Origin of the sequence: Pseudomonas sp. UMAB-08 (assembly GCF_900095225.1) — a bacterium.
GTDB lineage: Bacteria > Pseudomonadota > Gammaproteobacteria > Pseudomonadales > Pseudomonadaceae > Aquipseudomonas.
On sequence record NZ_LT607427.1, the window covers coordinates 87,620 to 109,184 of the forward strand.

Genomic DNA, 21,565 nt, shown 5'->3' on the forward strand with positions numbered 1-21,565 from the left:
AAAGTACCGGCAGATTAGTAGCCTTTAGCCTAGGCCTGTCGTCCGATAACGTCTAATCGCTAGTGCTGATGCCTTGATAGATGACGTCGATCAAGATGCCTCGATGATTTTCTGGTAAGCAGCGAAGCATGCTTCGGCCAGTGCGGATCGCGGCGCGCTGCGACGCATGATCAAACCCAGCCGGGCCAGGGTCTTGGCATCCGCGATGGGGTGCAGGCGCAGGTGCTCGGTCAGGGTCTCCAGACCGCCATCAAGCGGCATGATCGCGCAACAGAAACCGCCATGCACCGCTTGCAGCAATTGATGGACCGCGTCGGTTTGCAACAAGGGCAGGGGGTTAAGGCCGCGACTGTGGAAATTGTGGTCGATGGACTGACGGAAGTGCATGCCGCTGGTCAGCAGGCCGAGGGGCAGCTCGATCAGGCTTTCCCAGCTGAGTGGATCTTCACCGAAGCTGAAGTGACGGTGATCGTAAAGCAGGCCCATGCGTGTTTGTGCGAGTGCCAGGGAATCAAAGCGCTCGCCGTCGAGCCTGTCCAGATATGACACGCCCAGATCCAGCTGATTGCTCGCCAGTTGCTCCAGAATCTGCTCGGAGCTGAGCGCCGACAGTTCGAAGCGCAGGTTGGGGTGCAACTGATGCATGCGTTGCATCAGTTGCAGTGGATCGAAACTCGACAGCGGCACCACGCCCAGGCGCAACGTGCCGACCAGATGCCCCCGACACGCTGCCGCCTCTGCATACAAGCCGTCATAGGCGGCGAGTACCGTCCGCGCCCAGGCCAGTACCCGTTCACCCGGCGCGGTAAAACTTTCGAAGCGCTGACCACGATTGACCAGCGGCAATTCCAGCTCTTCTTCCAGGCTGCGCAGGCGCATCGACAGGGTCGGCTGGGTAATGTGGCAGCGCGCCGCCGCCTGGCCGAAGTGCCGGGTCTCGTCGAGGGCGATGAGGAATTTAAGCTGTTTGATGTCCATCTACGCTCCGGGGGCGTTATGCAGGCAGTTCATCCCGTAGGAGCTGGCTTTCCTGCGATCAGGTTGACGCGGTGTCTCAGTTAAAACGCCATCGCGGGCAAGCCCGCTCCAGTCCGCGCAGCTAAAGCCCCGCAATCAATGCCCGATAATCCGCTACCGCGGCAAACTCTTCGGTGTTCTTCGGGCCTTTGCGGCTGTCGGGTTGGCTGACGGCCAGCAGATGGGCGACCCCGAATGTCCGGGCGCTGCGCAGGATCGGCAGGGTGTCATCGATAAACAGGCTGCGACCCGGTTCGAAGGCGATGTCGGCGTGCAACGCGTCCCAGAACTGCGCGTTCTCTTTGGCGAACCCATAGTCGTGGGAGCTGATCATGCGTTCGAAGTAGGGCGCCAGTTGCACCCGCTCCATCTTTAATGACAGCGAGTCGCGGTGGGCGTTGGTGATCATGATCACGCGTTTGCCGGCCTGCTTGATCGCCATCAGAAACGTTTCGGCATCCGGGCGCAGGGAGATCAGGTGCGCAGTTTCCAGTTTCAGCTCGCGCAGCGGCAGCTTCAGTTCGGCGCTCCAGAAGTCCAGGCAGTACCAGTTGAGCGTGCCGGCGTTCTGCTCGAACAGCGGCGCCATTTCCAGTTCGGCCATGGCGCGGCTGACCCCGTGCAGTTCGGCGTAGCGCTGTGGCAGGTGTTCCATCCAGAAATGGTTGTCGTAATGCAAGTCGAGCAGGGTGCCGTCCATATCGAGCAGAACGGTATCAATGTCGCGCCAGGGTAAAGAAGGCATTCAGGTCTCTCGGGCGGTGAATGAGCCACGTCAGCATATCCGACACAGACAATCGGGAAAGCCACGGTATAGTACTCCGTCCACGCCAAGGAGCTTGCCATGCGACAGAAACCCACCATCCTCGCCCGCGAAATCGTCGCCAGTAGCCATCTGTTCCGTGTCGAAGCGTTGCAGTTACGTTTCGCCAACGGCGTTGAGCGCACTTACGAGCGTCTAGTGGGCAGAGGCGTTGGTTATGGCGCAGTGATGATCGTCGCGATGCTCGATGCCGACCACGCGGTGTTGGTCGAGGAGTACTGCGGGGGGACCGACGAGTACGAGTTGTCCTTGCCCAAGGGCCTGATCGAACCGGGTGAAGACATTCTGGCCGCTGCCAATCGTGAGCTCAAGGAGGAGGCCGGGTTTGGCGCTCATCAGCTTGAGCATCTGACCGAGCTGTCGCTGTCGCCCGGTTACATGAGCCAGAAGATTCAGGTGGTATTGGCCACTGATTTGTATGAAGAGAGCCTGCCGGGCGATGAACCAGAGCCGATGCGCGTCGACAAGGTCAATCTGCGCGAACTGTCCAGCCTGATTCAACACCCCCAGTTCAGCGAGGGCCGTGCGTTGGCGGCGCTGTACCTGGTCCGTGACTTATTGACCCAGCGTGGAGTATTCCAGCCATGACTCAAGTGTTCGCCCATCTGCCGCATCCGTTGTTGGCGCCCGTGATTGAACTGGCCAGACGTGCCGGCGAAGTGATCCTGCCGTATTGGCGCGCAAATGTGGCCGTTGTCGCCAAGGCCGATGCATCGCCCGTCACCGCTGCGGATATAGCGGCCCATCATCTATTGGTCGCGGGTTTGCAGGCGCTGGCGCCTGACATTCATGTGCTGTCCGAAGAAGATGCCGACATTCCCCTCCGTGAGCGCGCCACCTGGGAGCGATGGTGGCTGGTCGATCCACTGGATGGCACCAAGGAATTCATTTCCGGCAGCGAAGAATTCACCGTCAACATCGCCCTGATCGAACAGGGGCGTGTGGTGTTTGGCGTGGTCTCGATGCCCACCAACAATCGCTGCTACTTCGGCGGTGCAGGGTTGGGCGCGTGGCGCAGTGACGATGAGGACCATGCTGCGCCGATCCGCGTGCGAACGGCGCCAGCACCCGGCGAAGCGTTTACCGTGGTCGCCAGCCGTCGTCATACCAGCCCGGAACAGGAACGCTTGTTGGCGGGATTGTCCGAGAGCCTGGGTGATTTGCAACTGACCAGCGTGGGCAGCTCACTGAAATTCTGCCTGCTGGCCGAAGGTGCCGCCGATTGTTATCCGCGCCTGGCGCCGACGTCGCAGTGGGACACCGCCGCCGCTCAAGGTGTACTCGAAGGCGCAGGCGGCGAAGTGCTCGACCTGGCAGGCGAGACGTTCAGCTACCCGTCGCGTGAGTCGCTACTCAATACCTCGTTTCTCGCGTTGCCGGCGAATGCGCCGTGGCGCAGCAAGCTGTTGGCGCTGGCCAAGTCCGGGCTATAGGGCTTAACGGTGCAACACAAACTGCCCGCTGAAACGTACTGCCGCGTCGTCGCTGCCCTGATTGAAAATGTGCGTCGGCAAGGTCAAGCGGGCGCGGCCATAGCGGCGGTATGTGCTTAGAAACTTTTCCCATACCGCATCCTCCGGCGCCTCGCACGTGGCGATGGCATCGACGGTGACCGGTAGCGGATAGCTGATCTGCCCTTCCTGAATCACGATGTGCCCGTCTTCGATCCCTTCTTCGCGCAGGCGCAAATGCAGCCAGCCCCAACCTGCCAGCACGGCCGCGCAGTACAGGCTGCCGCCGAACATCGTGCTTTTGTGATTGGTGTTGGGGGCCAGGGGTAACTGCAGACGCAGCTGTCGCCCTTGCCAGCTGAGCACCTTGAGGCCCATCTCGCGGGTCAGCGGAATGTCGTGGTGCAGCACCTTCTGCAAATGATGGCTGTCATTATTCATGCGGGCTCCTTTCAATCAATCGAGTTCATCGGCAGCGCTGCCGCTGCTGTCACCAAAGCTCAGGCCGTGTTTGCGCAACTTGTCGTGCAGGGTTTTGCGTGGCAGCCCCAGGGCTTCGGCGAGGCTGCGCACGGAACTGTGAGGCCGGGTCAGCTCTGCTGCGATCAGAGACCGTTCGAAGCTTTCAACCTGCTCGCTGAGCCCGCCTCCGGTGGTTGGCATGTTAGGGACTTCATTGCCTTCAAGGGCCAGTTCCAGGCCAAGGGCAAAGCGCTCGGCGACGTTTTGCAGTTCGCGCACATTGCCCGGCCAGGTGTGCCGCAACAGCAGGGCGCGTTGGCCCGGTTGCAGTTCGTGTTTGGGCAACCCGTGGCGAGTGCTGGCTGAGTCGGCGAAGTGCTGGAACAGCATCAACGCGTCTTCGCCACGCTCGCGCAGCGGTGGGATTTTCAGCGGCGCGACATTCAGCCGGTAATACAAGTCGGCGCGGAAGCGTCCTTGATCGGCAGACTGACGCAGGTCTTCTTTGGTCGCGGCAATTACCCGGATATCCAGTGGAATCTGCTGATTGCCGCCCAGGCGCTCGACCACGCGCTCTTGCAGCAAGCGCAGCAATTTGACCTGTACCTCCAGGCTCATGCTCTCGATTTCATCGAGAAACAGCGTACCGCCGTTGGCGAATTCGAACTTGCCGATCCGGCGTTTTTGCGCGCCTGTGAACGCCCCCGGTTCATGCCCGAACAGCTCGCTTTCGACGACGGACTCGGCCAGAGCGCCGGCGTTGATCGCGACAAAAGGACCGGCACGGCGGTTGGACAGGTCGTGCAAGGCGCGGGCAACCACTTCTTTGCCGGTGCCGGTTTCGCCGAGTATCAGCACGTCGGCCTTGGTCGCGGCCAAGGCGCCGATCTGTTCACGCAGACGCAACATTGGCGCGGACTGGCCGACCAGGCGCGTACTCAATTGCGTACGATCACTCAAGGCCAGGCGCAGGCTGCGGTTGTCCAGCACCAGGCTGCGCAGATCGAGCGCGCGGCGCACGCTGTCGAGCATCGCGTCGCTGGAGAACGGTTTTTCCAGGAAGTCATAGGCACCGGCGCGCATGGCTTGCACCGCCAACGGCACGTCGCCGTGACCGGTCATCAGCAGCACGGGCAGTTCCGGGTCCTGAGTATGCAGTTGCGTGAGCAGTTCGAGCCCGTCTATGCCCGGCATGCGGATATCACTCACCACCACGCCCGGCCAGTCGCGCTCAATGCGACTCGCCAGGCCCTTGGCGTCGGCCAACGCCAGAACGTGCAAGCCGGCAAGGTCCAGGGTCTGGCTGAGGGCGCCTCGCAGATGTGGGTCGTCGTCGATCAGCACCACCTGAATCCGGCTGTCGATGGCGTGGTCCGTACTCATGCAGATAGATCCTCTGGCGGTTGAAGATTGACCCCGGACGCCCCGGCCCGCAGGTGCAGGGTCAGCAGGGCGCCGCCGTCAGGATGATTGGCGAGCAGTAACTCGCCGCCCAACGCGCGCATCAGCGTATCGCAAATCGCCAGGCCGAGGCCCAAACCCTGGGTGCGGGTCTTGGTGGTGAAAAACGGCTCGCGGGCACGGGCCAGTGCTTCTTTGGAAAACCCCGGGCCATTATCGCGGATATACAGATTGACGCCTTCGGGGGTCTGTTCGGCACTCAGCCAGAGTTTGCGTGGCGGACCTTTTTCGGTGAGCGCATCAAGGGCATTGGCCAACAGGTTACCGAGTACCTGACGCAAGCGGGTTTCACCGGCCTGAACCCATAATGTCGCGTCCGGCAAGTCGCGGATCAGTTCGACCTCCATCGCCCGACGGCGTTTGGACAGCAGCGCCAAGGCATCGTCGAGCGCCGGTTGCAGGGCGACACTTTCCGGTGCATGCCGGTCGCGTCGGGCGAAAGCGCGCAGGTGGGCGATGATCGAGGCCATGCGTCCGGTGAGTTCGCTGATCAGCTTGAGATTGCCCCGAGCGTCTTCGGTGCGTTCGTGATCGAGCAACACTTCGGCGTTTTCCGCATAGCTGCGGATCGCCGCCAGCGGTTGATTGAGTTCATGGCTAATGCTCGCGGACATGGTCCCGAGTGCCGAGAGTTTGCCGGCCTGCACCAGTTCGTCTTGCGCGCGGACGAGTTCCTGCTGCGCCTGCTCGCGTTCCAGCACTTCTTGCTTGAGTCGGCTGTTCAGGCCTTCGAGGTCGGCGGTACGTTCGATTACGCGCATTTCCAGCTCGCGACGGGCCTTGGCTTCGAAGGCAATGCGGTCCAGGTAATGGCGTCGGCGTTGCATCATCAGACCCAGCAGCAGCATCAGCACCAACAGGGTCGCGCCGCCGACAGCGACGGCGGTGCGCACCGGTCGGTCGATCAGCCCGCGAGGGGCAAGGATGTTCACGGTCCAGCCGGTCTCGTCGATCTGCTGGGTTTGCGTCAGCCAGGCCTTTGCGTCGAGGTTCAGCGGCTTCGGGTTCCGGGTCGGATAGGGCTGGATGGCGTTGATGGCTTGCTGTTCGTCCTGGTTCAACGGACGGGTCGCACGAAAGCGCCATTCCGGGTTCGAGGTCAGGATCACCACGCCATTGTGATCGGTCAGAAGCAATTGCTCCGGGGTCTTGCCCCACAAGGTCTCGGTGCGATCCAGATCGACCTTGACCACCAGCACACCGATCACCTTGTCGCCATCGTGCACGGCACCGGCAAAGAAGTAACCACGTTTGGCCGACGTCGTGCCCAAGCCGAAAAAACGCCCCAGGCGGCCGGCCATGGCTTCACTGAAGTAAGGGCGAAAGGCAAAGTTGCGGCCCACGAAACTGTCGTGTTTGTCCCAGTTGGACGCTGCCAGCGTATTGCCGCTGGGGTCCATCAGGTACATCACCTCTGCCCCGGTCTGTTCGCATATATCCTTGAGCAACCGGTTGGCGTCTTCCAGGGTGACCTTTTGCTCCGGGTTCGCCAACACCGCGCGCAGGGCTGGCAGATCGCCGAGAATTTGTGGCAATACTTCATAGCGATGCAGGGTGCCGAGCAGGTTGGCGACGTAGAGATCAAGCGTCTGGCGGTTCTGGCTGACCAGCTCATTGCGGTAATAGCGTTCGGCCAGATGCTGCAGTGGCCACAACAGCGGCGCAAGACAAAGCGCCAGCAACGCAAGGCTACGCCAGCGGGGGCGTCGGGCAACGGTGGACGTCGTGATCATAAAAATGCGCCAGATGATGTTCGCCTGACACGGATTATTGGCAGGCGCTGACGTGTCTGCGAACGCGGTGCCTCAGGCACTCCGCGTGACGCCGTTCGCAGACACGTCAGCGCCCACGCCCTCCGGGCAGAAGCTGATCAACCCATTATGCCTACTGCTGACCGGCTAAGCACTCCAGCAACGCGTGATGCCAATCAGGCTGCTGCACCTGCCATTCGCGGTGCAGAAGACTGCAATCGAGGCGTGAGTTCAGCGGGCGTTCGGCGGGAGTCGGGTAGGCGCTGGACGGAATCGCTTCCAGCGTCGCGCAAGGCTTGCCTTGTTTGATCAGTTGCTCACCAATGGCCTGAGCAAAACCGAACCACGACGTCTCGCCGCTGGCGGCCAGGTGATACGTACCCCAGGCGCCAGCCTGTCCGTCGCGCCAGCGTTCGATCAGCAAACGCGTGCTGTGGGCGATGGTGCCAGCCCAGGTGGGTGCGCCGATCTGGTCCGAGACGATGCGCAACTCTGCCCGCTCTTGCAGCAGGCGTTGCATGGTCAGCAGGAAGTTGCGCCCGTGCAGGGAGTAAACCCAGCTGGTGCGCAGGATCAGGTGTTTGCCCCCCCCCGCCGCAATCGCCTGTTCGCCTGCCAGTTTGCTACGGCCATACACACCCAGCGGGTTCGGCACATCCTGCTCGGTATAGGCCGAGTCTTTTTTGCCGTCGAACACGTAATCGGTGGAGTAGTGAATCAGGGGGACGCCCAGCCGATCAGCCTCTTCAGCGAAAATGCCGGGTGCCGTGGCATTGATCGCGAAGGCCAGCTCGGGCTCGTTTTCAGCCTGATCAACGGCGGTGTGCGCTGCCGCATTAATGATCAAGTCCGGACGTAGTGCACGCACGTGGTCACGAATGGCCTCGGGCTGGCCAAGGTCCAGTTGATCGCGCCCCAGCACGTGCAGTTCGCCGAGATCAGCCAGGCTGTTCTGCAGCTCACGTGACACCTGACCGTGCTGTCCGCTGATCAGTATCTTCAGGGGTGGTGTGGAGGATTGCGTCATGAGAACAGCTCAGCCTCGTTCAGGCTTCTACCGTTTTGATCCTTCTCCGACAGTTTCGGGATGTCGGTGAGCTGCCAGTCGATTGCCAGGTCCGGGTCATCCCAGCGAATGCAGCGCTCGGCACGAGGCTGATAGTAATCGGTGGTCTTGTAGAGAAATTCGGCGTAGTCGCTGAGTACCAGGAACCCATGGGCAAAGCCTTGCGGGATCCATAACTGACGGTTGTTTTCGGCGGAAAGCAGGACGCTGGCCCAGCGTCCGAAGGTCGGCGAGCTGCGGCGAATATCCACCGCGACATCCAGCACTTCACCCGCCGTGACCCGAACCAATTTGCCTTGGGCTTGTTCCAGTTGGTAATGCAGGCCTCGCAACACGCCCTTTTGCGAGCGTGAATGGTTGTCCTGAACGAAGTCCGCTTCTATGCCTGTGTCTTGTTTAAAGTCGCGCGCATTGAAGCTTTCATAGAAAAACCCGCGCTCGTCGCCAAATACTTTGGGTTCCAGAATCAGGACCCCTGGCAGCTCAGTCGGTACCACCTTCATTATTGATATTCCCCGGCAAGCTTGAACAGGTATTGACCATAGCCGGTCTTGCCGAATGCATCGGCGCGATTGAGCAGGTGCTCGCGGTCGATCCAGCCGTTCTGGAACGCGATCTCTTCCAGGCAAGCCACTTTCAGGCCCTGACGATGTTCGATGGTCTGAACGTATTGCGAAGCTTCCAGCAGGCTGTCGTGGGTGCCGGTATCAAGCCAGGCAAAACCCCGACCGAAGCGCTCGACCCGCAGATCGCCGCGTTCCAGGTAGGCGTTGTTGACGTCGGTAATCTCCAGCTCGCCACGGGGCGAAGGTTTCACCGCTTTGGCGATCTCGATAACATCGTTGTCGTAGAAATACAGACCGGTCACGGCATAGCTGGATTTCGGCTTTTTCGGTTTTTCTTCGATGGACAGCGCACGGCCACTCTCATCGAAGTCAATCACGCCAAAACGCTCTGGATCCTTGACCCAGTAACCGAAGACCGTTGCGCCTTTAGGGTGCTCGGCGGCACTTTGCAGCTGCTCGCTGAAATGCTGTCCGTGGAAAATATTGTCGCCGAGAATCAGGCACACCGGGTCATCGCCGATGAATTCTTCGCCGATCAGAAACGCCTGGGCCAGACCGTCCGGAGTGGGCTGTTCCTTGTAGTGAAAATGCACGCCAAACTGGCTGCCATCACCCAGCAGGTTGCGATATTGCGGCAAGTCCTGCGGGGTGGAAATGACCAGAATTTCACGGATGCCGGCCAGCATCAGCACCGAGATCGGGTAATAGATCATCGGTTTGTCATAGACCGGCAGCAATTGCTTGGAAACACCAAGGGTGATGGGGTGCAGGCGCGTGCCCGAACCGCCAGCCAGAACGATGCCTTTCATCATGCGATCAAATCCTTTAGGTCAGTGAATCCCAGTCGTTCGCCTTGGTAGCTGCCGTCCTGGACCCTGCGGCACCAGTCTAGGTTATCCAAATACCACTGCACGGTTTTGCGCAGACCCGATTCGAATGTTTCTTCAGGGGTCCAGCCCAGCTCGCGTTCGATCTTGCTGGCGTCGATGGCGTAGCGCATATCGTGGCCCGGGCGATCGGTTACGTAGGTGATCAGATCAGCGAAATTCGCTACACCTGGCGGGTGCTCTGGCGCCAACTCTTCCAGCAGCGCGCAGATGCCGCGCACCACATCGATATTCTTTTGCTCGTTGTGGCCACCGATGTTGTACGTCTCGCCGACAACACCCTCGGTGACCACTTTAAGCAGCGCCCGGGCGTGATCTTCAACATACAGCCAGTCACGCACTTGCAGGCCATTGCCATACACCGGCAGCGGTTTACCGGCCAACGCGTTGAGGATCACCAGCGGGATGAGCTTCTCCGGGAAGTGGAACGGCCCGTAGTTATTGGAGCAGTTGGTGACAACCACCGGCAAGCCGTAGGTGCGATGCCAGGCCCGAACCAGGTGATCGGACGCCGCTTTGCTGGCCGAATACGGCGAGCTGGGTGCGTAAGGCGTGGTTTCGGTGAACAGGTCGTCGACGCCGTGCAGGTCGCCGTACACCTCGTCGGTGGAAATATGGTGGAAGCGGAACGCAGCACGTTCGGCTTCAGGCAGCTTGCCCCAGTAGGCGCGCGTGGCCTCGAGCAGGCTGTAGGTCCCGACGATGTTGGTCTGAATGAATTCCGCCGGACCATCGATAGAACGGTCAACGTGGGACTCAGCAGCCAAATGCATAATCGCGTGGGGCTTGAAGCGTGCCAGCACAGCGCTGACAGCGGCCTGATCAACGATATCGGCCTGCACAAACTCATAGCGGGTGTTGGTCGCAATGCTTTGCAGCGACTCCAGATTGCCGGCGTAGGTCAGTTTGTCGTAATTGAGGACTTCGTGATCGGTGTTCTGAATCAGGTGACGGATCAGCGCCGAACCGATAAAGCCGGCACCGCCTGTAACGAGTATTCGCATGGGTTTGCCTTCTTCCTTGGATGGACGTTAAGCGGATGAGACATAGCTTGTCGGCAGGAGAGGGTCGGTGCAAGTGCGATTGATCGAGAAACGGCTACAAAGCCATGAAAAAAACACATGGGGAGCGGGCGGTGCGCCATAAAACTGTCGCGGCTGAAGTCGGTGACCATAAACGCCTAAATTTTTTGAGTTTTCCCGCGAGTTAAGTGCGGCGAAAAAAACGCTGAAGATCGCCGACGATCCTGTAGATACCGTATTAACCCTTAATGAGCATGCCCCCTACGTCCTCTCTGCCGTTCATAGAAGCCGTCCATTTCTTCCTCATTGTGGTTTTTTCTGAACACACCCCTTGCGCATCGCCCAGCCAACTGGCGATATAGGCCGCTAACAAGAACCGTTGAGGTCGTTATGCCGCTCGCCACGTTGATTCATCGTTCCAGTCTGCCGTGCCCGGAAGTCAGCGCCGAGCAGGCGTTGCTGTTGCTTGAACAGCATTACGGGTTGAGCGGGACGCTCAAGGAGCTGGGCAGTCAGCAGGACCGTAACTACCTGCTCGACAGCGCTCAAGGGCGCTATGTCTTGAAGATTTGCCACGGTGATTATTCGCTGCGCGAGCTTCAGGCACAGCACGCGGCGTTGGGGCATTTAGGGGCGGAGCCAGGGGTGCGTGTGCCTCGGGTGATGGCGGCCAGCAACGGTGAGGAATTGCTCTCGCTGGAGATCGGTGGTCGGGCTGTGCAGGCGCGGTTGCTTGAGTTCATCGACGGCCAGTCGTTGGCCCATTTGCCCCACCTGAGCCGCGACGTGGTGGTGGGGTTGGGCGAGCTGTGCGCTCAGGTCGATCGGGCGCTGGTGAGTTTTCAACACGCGGGCCTGGAGCGAACCCTGCAGTGGGACCCGCGGCATGCCGATGCACTGATCAAGCATCTATTACCGGTCATCAAAAACCCCGAAGAGCGCGCCTTGCTTGCGCACGCTGCCGAGCAGGCGCAGCACCGCTTACGGCCGCTGGTGGCGAAGCTGCCGGTGCAGGCGATTCACCTGGATATCACCGAATACAACGTGGTCTGGGAGCGCGATCAGCAGCGCCAATGGCAGTTGCAGGGCTTGATTGATTTCGGGGATTTGGTCACGACCTGGCGAGTTGCCGATCTCTCCGTGACGTGCGCGGCGTTGTTGCACCATGCCGATGGCAATCCGCTGTACATCCTGCCGGCGATCCAGGCGTATCAGGCCATCAACCCGTTGCAACCCGAAGAGTTGCAGGCGCTGTGGCCATTGATCGTCGCGCGGGCGGCGATTCTGGTGCTCAGCAGCGAGCAGCAGGCCAGCATCGAGCCGCACAACACCTACATCCAGGCCAACTTGCAGAGCGAGTGGGGCATCTTCGATGTGGCCACTTCGGTGCCTCTCGAATTGATGGAAGCGGCGATTCTGGCCAGCGTCGGGCTGGCTCAACCAGAGACCGGTGTTGAGTCGTTCTTGCCCTTGCTACCGAGCCTGAGTGGTCGCGAATTCACCCCTGTCGACCTGGGTGTACTCAGCGCGCACTTCACCGCTGGCAATTGGGAGCAGCCCGGTATCGATGAGCAGTTGTTGCTTGAAGCGGGCATCAAAAGCGGGCTGGCCTCCACCCGATACGGCGAATATCGCTTGTCGCGCACCGTCCCCGACAGCGCTAAAGAGCCTGACACCTGCGCCTTGCATGTCGAACTGCATGTGCCTTCAGGCACTGAGCTGCATGCGCCATTCGGCGGTACGTTGCGCCTGACCGCTGATGCTGCGCTGTGGCTGGTCGGCGAGCAGATGAATCTGCGCGTGTGGGGCGTGACCTCGGCGCTGGACTCAGGGTGTGCCGTGCGTGCAGGTCAGGAGATTGGCCAGAGCAGCGGCTCGTTGATGGTCCAGCTGTGTCGCGTGGCCGATATCAGTCCGCCGTTGTTCAGTACGCCTTCGTGGGCGTCGGCCTGGCAAGTGGTGTGCCCTTCGCCCGCCGCGTTACTGGGATTCGATTGTGATGCGCCGCCGATTGAAGACTCGGCGAAGCTGCTGGCACGTCGCGATGCCAGCTTTGCCCGGTCGCAGAAGCACTATTACCAGGATCCGCCGCAGATCGAGCGGGGCTGGCGCAATCACCTGATTGATATGCAGGGCCGGTCTTATCTGGACATGCTCAACAACGTCGCGGTGCTGGGGCATGGGCATCCGCGCATGGCCGAAGAATCGGCACGCCAGTGGTCGTTGCTAAACACCAACTCGCGCTTTCATTACGCGGCCATCGCCGAATTCTCCGAGCGCTTGCTGGAACTGGCGCCGGACGCCATGGACCGGGTGTTTCTGGTCAACAGCGGCACCGAAGCCAATGACCTGGCGATTCGCCTCGCCTGGGCTTACAGCGGCGGGCGCGACATGCTCAGCGTGCTGGAGGCGTATCACGGCTGGTCGGTGGCGACCGATGCCATCTCCACCTCGATTGCCGACAACCCGCTAGCCCTGAGCACCCGGCCTGACTGGGTGCACCCGGTGACGGCGCCGAATACCTATCGCGGTGAGTTCCGTGGCAGCGACAGCGCGCCGGATTACGTGCGCAGCGTCGAGCACACGCTGGCGAAGCTGGCCGGGCAGGAACGTCAGGTGGCCGGGTTCATCTGTGAGCCGGTGTACGGCAACGCGGGCGGAATCTCGTTGCCACCGGGCTATCTGCAGCAGGTATACGCCAAGGTCCGCGCGCAAGGCGGGGTGTGCATCGCGGACGAAGTGCAGGTCGGTTACGGCCGTTTGGGCCATTACTTCTGGGGCTTCGAAGAGCAGGGCGTGGTGCCGGACATCATCACCATGGCCAAGGGCATGGGCAACGGCCAGCCATTGGGCGCGGTCATCACCCGTCGGGAAATTGCCGAAGCGCTGGAGGCCGAGGGTTATTTCTTCTCATCGGCGGGCGGTAGTCCGGTCAGTTGCCGCATCGGCCTGGCCGTCCTGGATGTGATGGACAAGGAACAGCTGTGGGAAAACGCCCGAGTGGTGGGCGGTCATTTCAAGGCGCGCCTCGAAGCCTTGATCGATAAACATCCATTAGTCGGTGCGGTGCATGGCTCTGGCTTCTATCTGGGCGTGGAGCTGATCCGCGACCGTGAAACCCTCGAGCCGGCCACTGAGGAAACCGCCTACCTGTGTGATCGTCTACGTGAGTTGGGGATCTTCATGCAGCCGACCGGTGACTACTTGAACATCCTCAAGATCAAGCCGCCGATGTGCACCACCCGGCAGAGCGTGGATTTCTTTGTGGATACGGTGTCGAAGGTGTTGGACGAGCTCGGCTGAGTCGAATTCATTCGCGAGGCGGGAGACAAGGAAATCAAGCCTGATAATCGATTGTTATCGACCTAAAAGGCTGATTATTTTGGCATGTCGTCTAATCGCCCTTCCAAAGCCGATTTTTATCGGCTATAAAGTTGCCAAGATTGTCACGGGCCGTCTGCTAAGGTGATGGCCCCACCGCATTTTCCCAGGAGGAGATTTCCATGAGCCGTATCGTTACCGTCGCCGCCACCCAGATGGCCTGTTCCTGGGATCTTGAAGCAAACATCGAAACCGCTGAAAAGCTGGTGCGCGAAGCCGCTGCCAAAGGCGCGCAGATCATCCTGATTCAGGAATTGTTCGAGACCCCGTATTTCTGCCAGAAGCCGAACCCGGACTATCTGCAGTTGGCCACGTCCATGGAAGAAAACGTTGCCATCAAGCACTTCCAGAAAATCGCCAAAGAATTGAAAGTCGTGCTGCCGATCAGCTTTTTCGAACTGGCGGGACGTGCACGCTTCAATAGCATCGTGATCATCGACGCTGACGGCACCAACCTCGGGATTTATCGTAAAAGCCACATCCCGGATGGCCCTGGCTATCACGAGAAGTACTACTTCAACCCGGGCGACACCGGCTTTAAAGTCTGGCAAACCCGTTACGCAAAAATCGGCGTGGGCATTTGCTGGGATCAGTGGTTCCCGGAATGCGCCCGCAGCATGGCGTTGCTGGGTGCGGAAATCCTGTTCTACCCAACGGCCATCGGCAGCGAGCCGCATGACAAAACCATCAGCTCCCGCGACCACTGGCAGCGTGTGCAACAAGGCCATGCCGGCGCCAACCTGATGCCGCTGATCGCCAGCAACCGTATCGGTAACGAAGAGCAGGACGGCTACGACATCACGTTCTACGGCTCGTCGTTTATCGCTAACCAGTTCGGCGAAAAAGTCGCAGAACTCAATGAAACAGAAGAGGGCGTGCTGGTCCATAGCTTCGACCTCGACGAACTTGAGCACACCCGTAGCGCGTGGGGCACTTTCCGTGATCGTCGCCCTAACCTGTACGGCGCAATCAAAACGCTCGACGGTTCGCTGGAGTCCTGATCGCCATGACCACGCTGAAAAGCACGCCACGCGCCGATGGCTTCTACATGCCGGCCGAATGGGCGCAGCAGACCCAGACCTGGATGATCTGGCCCGAGCGCCCGGACAACTGGCGCCTGGGCGGCAAGCCGGTACAGAGCGCCCATGTCGCGCTGGCCAAAGCCATCGCGCGTTTCGAACCGGTGACCGTGGGTGTTTCTGCCGCGCAGTACGACAACGCTCGTGCGCGCCTCGATGTGCCGAACATTCGCGTCGTTGAGATCAGTAACAACGATGCCTGGATACGCGATACCGGGCCGACCTTCGTCATTAATGACAAGGGCGAAGTGCGCGGCGTCGACTGGGGCTTCAACGCGTGGGGTGGTTTCGACGGTGGGCTGTATTCGCCGTGGAACCTCGACGAGCAGGTGGCCAGCAAGGTGCTGGAAATCGAACGCAGCCCACGCTATGTGACCGAAGGCTTTGTGCTTGAGGGCGGCTCGATTCACGTCGACGGCGAAGGCACGCTGATTACCACCGAAGAATGCCTGCTCAATCGCAACCGTAATGCGCACCTGTCTCGCGAAGAGATCGAAGCGGTGCTGCGTGATCATCTGGCGGTAGAGAAGGTCATTTGGTTGCCGGACGGCCTGTACAACGACGAAACCGACGGCCATGTGGATAACTTTTGTTGCTACGTGCGTCCCGGCGAAGTGTTACTGGCGTGGACCGATGATCCAAAAGACCCCAACTACCCACGTTGCCAGGCGGCAATGCGTGTCCTGGAGCACGCGCGCGACGCCAAGGGCCGCCCGTTTATTGTGCATAAAATGCCAATCCCCGACCCGCTGTTCGCCACCGAAGAAGAGTGCGCAGGCGTCGATCAGGTGCACGGCAGTCAGGAACGCAACCCTTTTGTGCGGCTGGCCGGCTCTTACGTTAACTTCCTGATCGTCAATGGCGGCCTTATTGCGCCTAGCTTCGACGACCCTCTCGACGAAACGGCGCGTGAGATTTTGCAGCGTTTGTTTCCGGAGCATGAGGTCGTCATGGTGCCGGGTCGCGAACTGTTGCTGGGTGGCGGGAATATCCATTGCCTGACGCAGCAGCAACCGGCCCCGCACAAGGGCTGAGTTGGTCTTGTTCTTGCTTTCTAAAGCCCATCAATCGATGGGCTTTTTGTTGGCGTCAAATCGCTGACCTGCACTGTCCTTCGCGGCGCTGTCATAAAGCACAGGTACATTTAGCCGCTCAAGACTCAAGAGGTTGTCCCCATGAACGCAGGTATTGAGCAGCCCCTTGCTCGTAGTTTGTCTGCAAGTAGCGAATCACGCCAGTTGATGGCGGACTGGTTAAGGACAACCAGAAGATCCCAGGCGCCGGAGCCTGATTCACGACAATTGCTGCAGGCTCGCTACCCGGTTGGGCTGATCAGCGACGCCGAGCTGGATGTATTGATACTGATTCTGGATCACTGAGTTTTCAAAATTGACACCCCGGCCAACCCACGGCTAGGATTCGCGCCCGCCTGTGGCTACCCGCCATGTACGTAGCATCAGTAGTCCACTGCGATGATTTCGTGCGGGCCTTCTGAGTCGGTCCGATTGACCAGACTCAAAGGCCGCAACCCCTGTTCGGCCAAGGCCACAGCGCGTGATCAACTCGTATTAAGGAAAACAAGATGTTGAATGTACGTATTGGCGTGATCGCCTTGGGCGTCATGTGCGCCACTCAGGCTATGGCCGATGGACAAGCGGATTCCAAAGGGTTTGTCGAAGACAGCAGCCTCAACCTGCTCTTGCGCAACGCTTACATCAGCCGTGATTACAAGAACGGCGTTCAGGACAAGGCCGAATGGGGCCAAGGCATTACTGCCGATTTCGCATCCGGTTTCACCCAAGGCACTGTCGGCGTGGGCGTCGATGCATTCGCGCTGTACGGCGTTCGCCTGGACGGCGGCAAGGGCAAAAGCGGCCGAGCCGGCATCGACTTCTTCAAGCAGGGCGACAGCGGCGAAGCGGCTGGCGACCTGTCCAAAGGTGGCGCAGCGATCAAGGCACGTTTCTCCAATACAGTGATCAAGTACGGCGATCAAATGCCGTCGCTGCCGGTATTGAGCTACGACAACTCGCGCCTGCTGCCGGAGAGCTACACCGGCACGCTGATCACGTCCAAGGAAATCAAAGGCCTTGAACTGAACCTGGGTCGATTCACCGCTGAATCTCGTAAAAGCGCCGAAGGCCATGACAGCGGCGATCTGAAGAAGATCGACGTCTACGGCGGTAGCTACAAATTTACCGACAGCTTCAGCGCCGCGTTCTACGCGTCCAACGATGAAGACGTACTGAAGAAGCAATACCTCAACCTCAACTACGTGGTTGCACTCCAGAACGATGAGTCGCTGACGTTCGATTTCAACGGGTACAAAACCCGGCTGGACAAAGACTTCGCCGTTGACGACGCGCGCGACAACAAAATCTGGAGCCTGGCGGCGACCTACGCCCTCGGTATCCATTCCTTCACCCTCGCTCACCAGCGCAGCACCGGCGATACCGGCTACAACTACGGCGGTTATCGCAACGCGGGCGGTACGGGCGACGGCGGCAACACCATCTACCTCGCCAACTCCTACTGGTCTGACTTCAACGCCAAAGACGAACGTTCCTGGCAACTGGGTTACGGGATCAACCTGGGCACGCTCGTGGTGCCAGGCCTGACCTATAAAGTCGCCTACGTACGTGGCGACCACATCGACGACGGCACTGGCCGCGGCAATGGCGAAGAGCGCGAAATCTTCAGCCAGCTGCAATACGTCGTACAGACTGGCCCGGCGAAAAACCTCTCCGTGCGCCTGCGCAACTCTTTCTTGCGCGTCTCGGACAACGCCAGCGCCTACAACGACGAAGGTAACGAAACCCGTATCTTCGTCGACTACCCGATCAACATTTTCTGATGCTTGAACGTGTGAAGCGCTGATAAAACGCCTCGAGTTGATCGGGGCGTTTTTGTGTGTGGGGTGTATCAATGCAGGGAAACTGGACCGCCGCCTGCGGTATTAATAGGGGTAGAATGCAGCGTTTGCATCGTCTACGCTTCAATGTTCCAGGATCCAACAGAGCGCCTATGTCCAAAGCTAATCGATACCGTCTGATCAATGCGATTGTTTTCTTTGCAGAGAACACGCAGTGCTGCGGCAAGATAAAGCTCTTCAAACTGCTATATCTGCTGGATTTCGAGCACTTCAAACAGACGGGTAAAAGCGTCACAGGTTTTGAATATCAGGCTTGGAAATTCGGTCCGGTACCCGTGGATCTTATGGAGGAGTGGGAGGACTTGGGGGCAGACCTCGCTCGGGCGATTCGCATCGTTCCTGAGAAGGTTGTGGACTTTGAACGTCTGACGGTTGAGGTTAATCCTGCTGTCCAGTTCGATCCTGATGACTTCACCACTCGTCAGCTAAATATTATGCAAGCGCTGGCAGCCCGTTACAAAAGTACCTTTTCTCCGAAAATGATCGATGTCACCCATGAGCAAAACGGTGCATGGGACAAGATTTGGAATGGTGGCAGGGGGAGTCATAAAGTCATCCCCTATTCGTTGGCCATAGCAGAGGATATGCCTGACCGTGATGCATTCCTCAAAATCGCTTCCGAGCAGGCTATGTATCAATCCGCGTTAGATGCCGCGCGTTCGAGCCTGGAGGCTTGATGCCTAAGGTTGTTGCTGTCGCGGGGCAAATCTGGCGAGACGATTGTTACTACTTCGACTCGAACACAGGCGAATGTAAGCGTAAATATGTACTGATCCTCGCGGTGGATCCTCAAACAGGGGATGCAGTCACTGCCGTATTCACCTCAAAATCCAATGGCCTGATCGAAAATCCAGCCTGTTTCCTTGGCCCGCCGCGCGCTGGATATTACGTGGGCGTTCAAGGGAGTGATCTGCCATTGCAGAGCTGGGTTGAGTTCAGCAGCGTCGAAACGTTGGATGTTTTTGACTTGGCGCTTCATGCCAATGCAGGTCGCAAACGCCTGATCACTCAAACCCTTCCCAGTCCCGTGTTTTGCGCCGTGCTTCGCTGCGCTCTTCAATCCGAGGACTACATTACTCAGCGACAAGCACGCTGGGTGGGTGATACGGCCGCCTTTTTAGGCTGTGCTTAGTTTGGGTTGGCGTACTCGCAGCTTGCCTTTAAGCGCGTAGATGCAGCCATCACGCATTGATGGCGACAACTCATGGCGCTCGTTACCATGCGCACATCCTCTCGCTCCCGGTCACCGCAATGGCCCTCGCTGCACCGCCCGACCTCAGTGACACCGCCGTCCCCGTGCAGCCTCTGGCGCGGACGTACCCGCGTGGCCTGTACATCGAGCCGCACGAGCATGTCTGGGGGCAAGTGCTGTACGCCATGTCCGGCGTCATGTGGCTTGAAACCCCGCACGAAGCGCTGGTCGTGCCGCCGCAACGTGCGGTGTGGTTACCGCCGGGCGTGGTGCATGGGATTCGGGTGGTGTCGGACCTGGAAATGCGCAACATCTACCTGCGCCCGGCGATTGCCGCGACGCTGGAAAGCACCGTGCAGGTCATCGAAGTCGGGCGCCTGCTGCGTGAGCTGATCCTCAATCTGGTGGGGCAGGCTCAGGCTCAAGAGGGGCAGGATCAACAGGGCCAGGACTATTACGACGCGGTTGTAGGCCTTGCGTTGCTGGAGTTGAGGCGAGCCAGGCGCACCGTGCTGAAAATCCCCATGCCCGATAGCTCTGACCGTCGTCTGATCAACCTGTGCCAGGCGGTAATGGCGTCGCCGTCGCTGGATGTGTCCTTCGAGCAGCACGCGGAAAATGCCGGCGCCAGCGTGCGTACGCTGGCGCGTCTGTTTCAAGCTGCACTGGGCATGGGCTTCGCTGAGTGGCGGCGACAGGTGCAATTGGCAACGGCGATCGCCGAGTTGATTCAGGGGGTGCCGATCAGCACCATCGCGCGTGATCTCGGTTATTCGCCCAGCAGTTTCAGCGATATGTTCCGTCGTGAACTTGGCATGAGCCCTTCGCAGTACCCGGTCGGCGAAGGTGCGGTCTGACGACGGTCTGCGCGATTGTCTGACGTTGTTTGGCAGTAAAGCAGAAGCAGTTGACCGACAGCTATCTGCGCTCCCTCCTACACTCTGGACACCTAAAACGCGGTCGCTCAACCCCATAGCGCAACGCGACACCCAGAGATGGAGCCCTCATGAATGCCCTGCAATTTGCCAAAACCGGTGACCTCGCGGCCCTGCACTACCTCAACGTGCCCAAGCCCACTCCTGCTCAGGGCGAAGTACTGATCCAGGTGAAAGCCGCCGGCCTCAACCCCAGCGACGTGAAAAATGTACTCGGGCGCTTTCCCTACACCACCTTGCCGCGCATCCCTGGTCGGGACTTCGCCGGTATCGTCGTGGAAGGTCCGCAGGCACTGATCGGTCAGGAAGTCTGGGGGACCGGTAAAGAGCCGGGCTTCTTCCGCGACGGTTCGCATGCGGAGTATTTGACTCTGCCCGCCAAAGGCGTCGCCCTCAAACCCAAAGCCTTGAGCTTTGCCCAGGCTGCCAGCCTCGGCGTCCCGTTCACCACTGCGTGGGATGCACTGGAACGTAGCCTGGTGACCGCTGACACGCGCCTGCTGGTGATCGGCGCCAACGGTGCAGTCGGCAGCGCCGCCCTGGCCTTGGCAAAAATCCGTGGTGCCCACGTGCTCGGCGCGGTGCGTCGCCCCGAGCACGTTAAAGCGCTCAACGACCAAGGCTTCAACGCCATCCAGCTCGACACACCCGAAGACCTCGCCGCCAGCGTCAACACAGTCTTCACCGGCGGCGCCGACGTCATCTTCGACACCACGGGCTTCTGGCTCCCTGCCGCCGTCACTGCCCTGGCCCCTTTCGGCCGCATCGCCATCATCGCTGCGCCTGCGGATGGGCACGTGCACCTGCCTGCGTTGGCGCTGTATCGCAAAGGAGGGTCTGTTGTGGGGATCAACTCATTGCTCTACGGGACAGAAGCGTGTGCCGGAATGCTCGATCAATTCGGGCGGTTTTTTGATGAAGGATTATTGCCCTTGCCGACCGGGTTGTTTGAGTCGCCATTGAGTGAGGGGCTGGCGCGGTATGAGGAGGTCAATAAGGGGAGCGGGAACAAGGTAGTTCTGCTGCCTTAAGACGGGGGCCAGAGGCCGGTTTGCCGGCCTCAAAACGCTGCGCCAGGGATTGTTACCGTTTCGGTAAAGAACATTATGCTTCTTTTGGGTATAACTAAATAACCATCCTTGTAAACTACGCACATTCCCTAGCACACGAACCCCGCAGGGATGGTACTTCGTGTTAGACCTAACTCTAAACGGTTTAACAACTTCTTCCGCCTCCTCGGCAAGTGAAGTCAGTCAGTTGTGATTGATTTAAAGGCCTGTAAATAAAATGAAAAGCTTAATCGTACTTGCGTTGGTCGGTTTCTCTACAATCGCCGCTGCTGACGAAGTGCAAGCTGTTAACAACGCAGCTGTTGAACAATACACGTACTCCATGAAACTTGATGTTGCTAAAGTTATCAGCATGGATGCGGTTCCGGATACCTGCGGTGTTGTTCCAGTGCACATGACTTACGAAGACCATCAAGGTCAGCGTCACACCCTCCAATACAGCGTGATGGGTAACGGCTGCTCAAACGGCT

At 59.4% G+C, this 21,565-nt stretch carries 21 protein-coding genes; 12 read left to right on the forward strand and 9 right to left on the reverse strand.

Annotated elements, in window-relative coordinates; genetic code table 11:
* Positions 1-90: 90 nt before the first annotated feature.
* Together K0F75_RS20320 and yrfG are read right to left on the reverse strand one after the other, a co-directional pair.
* A complete protein-coding gene (locus K0F75_RS20320) occupies positions 91-978 on the reverse strand; it encodes a LysR family transcriptional regulator (protein WP_219063760.1) in 888 nt (295 codons plus the stop codon).
* 121 nt (positions 979-1,099) lie between these two features.
* Positions 1,100-1,762: a GMP/IMP nucleotidase gene (gene yrfG, locus K0F75_RS20325; RefSeq protein ID WP_219063761.1), complete on the reverse strand. Its 663-nt coding sequence runs from the start codon at positions 1,760-1,762 to the stop codon at positions 1,100-1,102.
* Positions 1,763-1,861: 99 nt separating this feature from the next.
* On the opposite strand from yrfG, the gene nudE reads away from it, so the two are divergent.
* Both nudE and cysQ read left to right on the forward strand, forming a co-directional pair.
* Positions 1,862-2,428: an ADP compounds hydrolase NudE gene (gene nudE, locus K0F75_RS20330; RefSeq protein WP_219063762.1), complete on the forward strand. Its 567-nt coding sequence runs from the start codon at positions 1,862-1,864 to the stop codon at positions 2,426-2,428.
* Positions 2,425-3,273, forward strand: a complete 849-nt coding sequence (gene cysQ / locus K0F75_RS20335) for a 3'(2'),5'-bisphosphate nucleotidase CysQ (RefSeq protein ID WP_219063763.1) — start codon at positions 2,425-2,427, stop codon at positions 3,271-3,273. Before nudE ends, cysQ begins: the two co-directional genes overlap by 4 nt.
* A gap of 3 nt (positions 3,274-3,276) precedes the next feature.
* Here the strand turns inward: cysQ and K0F75_RS20340 are convergent, their stop codons facing one another.
* The 7 genes from K0F75_RS20340 to rfbB all read right to left on the reverse strand — a co-directional run bounded on the left by K0F75_RS20340 (position 3,277) and on the right by rfbB (position 10,488).
* On the reverse strand, positions 3,277-3,732 hold the full coding sequence (locus tag K0F75_RS20340; protein ID WP_219063764.1) for a thioesterase domain-containing protein: 456 nt from the start codon (positions 3,730-3,732) through the stop codon (positions 3,277-3,279).
* Between the two features lie 15 nt (positions 3,733-3,747).
* Positions 3,748-5,136: a sigma-54 dependent transcriptional regulator gene (locus K0F75_RS20345; protein ID WP_219063765.1), complete on the reverse strand. Its 1,389-nt coding sequence runs from the start codon at positions 5,134-5,136 to the stop codon at positions 3,748-3,750.
* Positions 5,133-6,947: an ATP-binding protein gene (locus tag K0F75_RS20350; protein WP_219063766.1), complete on the reverse strand. Its 1,815-nt coding sequence runs from the start codon at positions 6,945-6,947 to the stop codon at positions 5,133-5,135. Before K0F75_RS20350 ends, K0F75_RS20345 begins: the two co-directional genes overlap by 4 nt.
* 151 nt (positions 6,948-7,098) lie before the next feature.
* Entirely contained in the window at positions 7,099-7,992 is an 894-nt protein-coding gene (gene rfbD, locus K0F75_RS20355) for a dTDP-4-dehydrorhamnose reductase (RefSeq protein WP_219063767.1), read from the reverse strand.
* Positions 7,989-8,534: a dTDP-4-dehydrorhamnose 3,5-epimerase gene (gene rfbC, locus K0F75_RS20360; protein WP_219063768.1), complete on the reverse strand. Its 546-nt coding sequence runs from the start codon at positions 8,532-8,534 to the stop codon at positions 7,989-7,991. Before rfbC ends, rfbD begins: the two co-directional genes overlap by 4 nt.
* On the reverse strand, positions 8,534-9,409 hold the full coding sequence (gene rfbA, locus K0F75_RS20365) for a glucose-1-phosphate thymidylyltransferase RfbA (protein WP_219063769.1): 876 nt from the start codon (positions 9,407-9,409) through the stop codon (positions 8,534-8,536). The genes rfbC and rfbA overlap by 1 nt, the downstream gene beginning before the upstream one ends.
* Positions 9,406-10,488, reverse strand: coding sequence for a dTDP-glucose 4,6-dehydratase (gene rfbB / locus K0F75_RS20370; protein WP_219063770.1), 1,083 nt, complete (start codon positions 10,486-10,488; stop codon positions 9,406-9,408). Before rfbB ends, rfbA begins: the two co-directional genes overlap by 4 nt.
* Positions 10,489-10,896: 408 nt before the next feature.
* Here rfbB and K0F75_RS20375 point away from each other — a divergent pair, with 408 nt between their 5' ends.
* The 10 genes from K0F75_RS20375 to K0F75_RS20420 form a co-directional block, all read left to right on the forward strand.
* Positions 10,897-13,809 carry an aminotransferase gene (locus tag K0F75_RS20375; protein ID WP_219063771.1) on the forward strand — a complete coding sequence of 971 codons (2,913 nt, stop codon included), beginning with the start codon at positions 10,897-10,899 and terminating at the stop codon, positions 13,807-13,809.
* Positions 13,810-14,009: 200 nt separating this feature from the next.
* Positions 14,010-14,888 (forward strand): N-carbamoylputrescine amidase, encoded by an 879-nt coding sequence (aguB, locus tag K0F75_RS20380; RefSeq protein WP_219063772.1) that lies wholly within the window; start codon positions 14,010-14,012, stop codon positions 14,886-14,888.
* Positions 14,889-14,893: 5 nt separating this feature from the next.
* Positions 14,894-16,000, forward strand: coding sequence for an agmatine deiminase (gene aguA, locus K0F75_RS20385; protein ID WP_219063773.1), 1,107 nt, complete (start codon positions 14,894-14,896; stop codon positions 15,998-16,000).
* A 141-nt stretch (positions 16,001-16,141) separates the two neighbouring features.
* Positions 16,142-16,345 (forward strand): hypothetical protein, encoded by a 204-nt coding sequence (locus K0F75_RS20390; RefSeq protein WP_219063774.1) that lies wholly within the window; start codon positions 16,142-16,144, stop codon positions 16,343-16,345.
* A gap of 203 nt (positions 16,346-16,548) precedes the next feature.
* Positions 16,549-17,820: an OprD family porin gene (locus K0F75_RS20395; protein WP_219063775.1), complete on the forward strand. Its 1,272-nt coding sequence runs from the start codon at positions 16,549-16,551 to the stop codon at positions 17,818-17,820.
* A gap of 170 nt (positions 17,821-17,990) precedes the next feature.
* A complete protein-coding gene (locus K0F75_RS20400) occupies positions 17,991-18,575 on the forward strand; it encodes a Panacea domain-containing protein (RefSeq protein ID WP_219063776.1) in 585 nt (194 codons plus the stop codon).
* The gene (locus K0F75_RS20405) at positions 18,575-19,030 is read left to right on the forward strand and encodes a hypothetical protein (protein WP_219063777.1); all 456 of its coding nucleotides are present in this window, start codon (positions 18,575-18,577) and stop codon (positions 19,028-19,030) included. The genes K0F75_RS20400 and K0F75_RS20405 overlap by 1 nt, the downstream gene beginning before the upstream one ends.
* Before the next feature lie 119 nt (positions 19,031-19,149).
* Entirely contained in the window at positions 19,150-19,947 is a 798-nt protein-coding gene (locus tag K0F75_RS20410) for a helix-turn-helix domain-containing protein (protein WP_219063778.1), read from the forward strand.
* Positions 19,948-20,096: 149 nt separating this feature from the next.
* The gene (locus K0F75_RS20415) at positions 20,097-21,056 is read left to right on the forward strand and encodes a zinc-binding alcohol dehydrogenase family protein (RefSeq protein ID WP_219063779.1); all 960 of its coding nucleotides are present in this window, start codon (positions 20,097-20,099) and stop codon (positions 21,054-21,056) included.
* Between the two features lie 256 nt (positions 21,057-21,312).
* Positions 21,313-21,565, forward strand: a 253-nt coding sequence (locus K0F75_RS20420) for a DUF2790 domain-containing protein (RefSeq protein WP_219063780.1), incomplete at its 3' end; no start/stop codon positions are given.

What these genes read in the sequence shown, in the direction of transcription:
- K0F75_RS20320 (WP_219063760.1), bottom strand. Translation starts at nt 978, where the DNA reads ATGGACATCAAACAGCTTAAATTCCTCATCGCCCTCGACGAGACCCGG.
- yrfG (WP_219063761.1), bottom strand. Translation starts at nt 1,762, where the DNA reads ATGCCTTCTTTACCCTGGCGCGACATTGATACCGTTCTGCTCGATATG.
- nudE (WP_219063762.1), top strand. Translation starts at nt 1,862, where the DNA reads ATGCGACAGAAACCCACCATCCTCGCCCGCGAAATCGTCGCCAGTAGC.
- cysQ (WP_219063763.1), top strand. Translation starts at nt 2,425, where the DNA reads ATGACTCAAGTGTTCGCCCATCTGCCGCATCCGTTGTTGGCGCCCGTG.
- K0F75_RS20340 (WP_219063764.1), bottom strand. Translation starts at nt 3,732, where the DNA reads ATGAATAATGACAGCCATCATTTGCAGAAGGTGCTGCACCACGACATT.
- K0F75_RS20345 (WP_219063765.1), bottom strand. Translation starts at nt 5,136, where the DNA reads ATGAGTACGGACCACGCCATCGACAGCCGGATTCAGGTGGTGCTGATC.
- K0F75_RS20350 (WP_219063766.1), bottom strand. Translation starts at nt 6,947, where the DNA reads ATGATCACGACGTCCACCGTTGCCCGACGCCCCCGCTGGCGTAGCCTT.
- rfbD (WP_219063767.1), bottom strand. Translation starts at nt 7,992, where the DNA reads ATGACGCAATCCTCCACACCACCCCTGAAGATACTGATCAGCGGACAG.
- rfbC (WP_219063768.1), bottom strand. Translation starts at nt 8,534, where the DNA reads ATGAAGGTGGTACCGACTGAGCTGCCAGGGGTCCTGATTCTGGAACCC.
- rfbA (WP_219063769.1), bottom strand. Translation starts at nt 9,409, where the DNA reads ATGATGAAAGGCATCGTTCTGGCTGGCGGTTCGGGCACGCGCCTGCAC.
- rfbB (WP_219063770.1), bottom strand. Translation starts at nt 10,488, where the DNA reads ATGCGAATACTCGTTACAGGCGGTGCCGGCTTTATCGGTTCGGCGCTG.
- K0F75_RS20375 (WP_219063771.1), top strand. Translation starts at nt 10,897, where the DNA reads ATGCCGCTCGCCACGTTGATTCATCGTTCCAGTCTGCCGTGCCCGGAA.
- aguB (WP_219063772.1), top strand. Translation starts at nt 14,010, where the DNA reads ATGAGCCGTATCGTTACCGTCGCCGCCACCCAGATGGCCTGTTCCTGG.
- aguA (WP_219063773.1), top strand. Translation starts at nt 14,894, where the DNA reads ATGACCACGCTGAAAAGCACGCCACGCGCCGATGGCTTCTACATGCCG.
- K0F75_RS20390 (WP_219063774.1), top strand. Translation starts at nt 16,142, where the DNA reads ATGAACGCAGGTATTGAGCAGCCCCTTGCTCGTAGTTTGTCTGCAAGT.
- K0F75_RS20395 (WP_219063775.1), top strand. Translation starts at nt 16,549, where the DNA reads ATGTTGAATGTACGTATTGGCGTGATCGCCTTGGGCGTCATGTGCGCC.
- K0F75_RS20400 (WP_219063776.1), top strand. Translation starts at nt 17,991, where the DNA reads ATGTCCAAAGCTAATCGATACCGTCTGATCAATGCGATTGTTTTCTTT.
- K0F75_RS20405 (WP_219063777.1), top strand. Translation starts at nt 18,575, where the DNA reads ATGCCTAAGGTTGTTGCTGTCGCGGGGCAAATCTGGCGAGACGATTGT.
- K0F75_RS20410 (WP_219063778.1), top strand. Translation starts at nt 19,150, where the DNA reads ATGGCCCTCGCTGCACCGCCCGACCTCAGTGACACCGCCGTCCCCGTG.
- K0F75_RS20415 (WP_219063779.1), top strand. Translation starts at nt 20,097, where the DNA reads ATGAATGCCCTGCAATTTGCCAAAACCGGTGACCTCGCGGCCCTGCAC.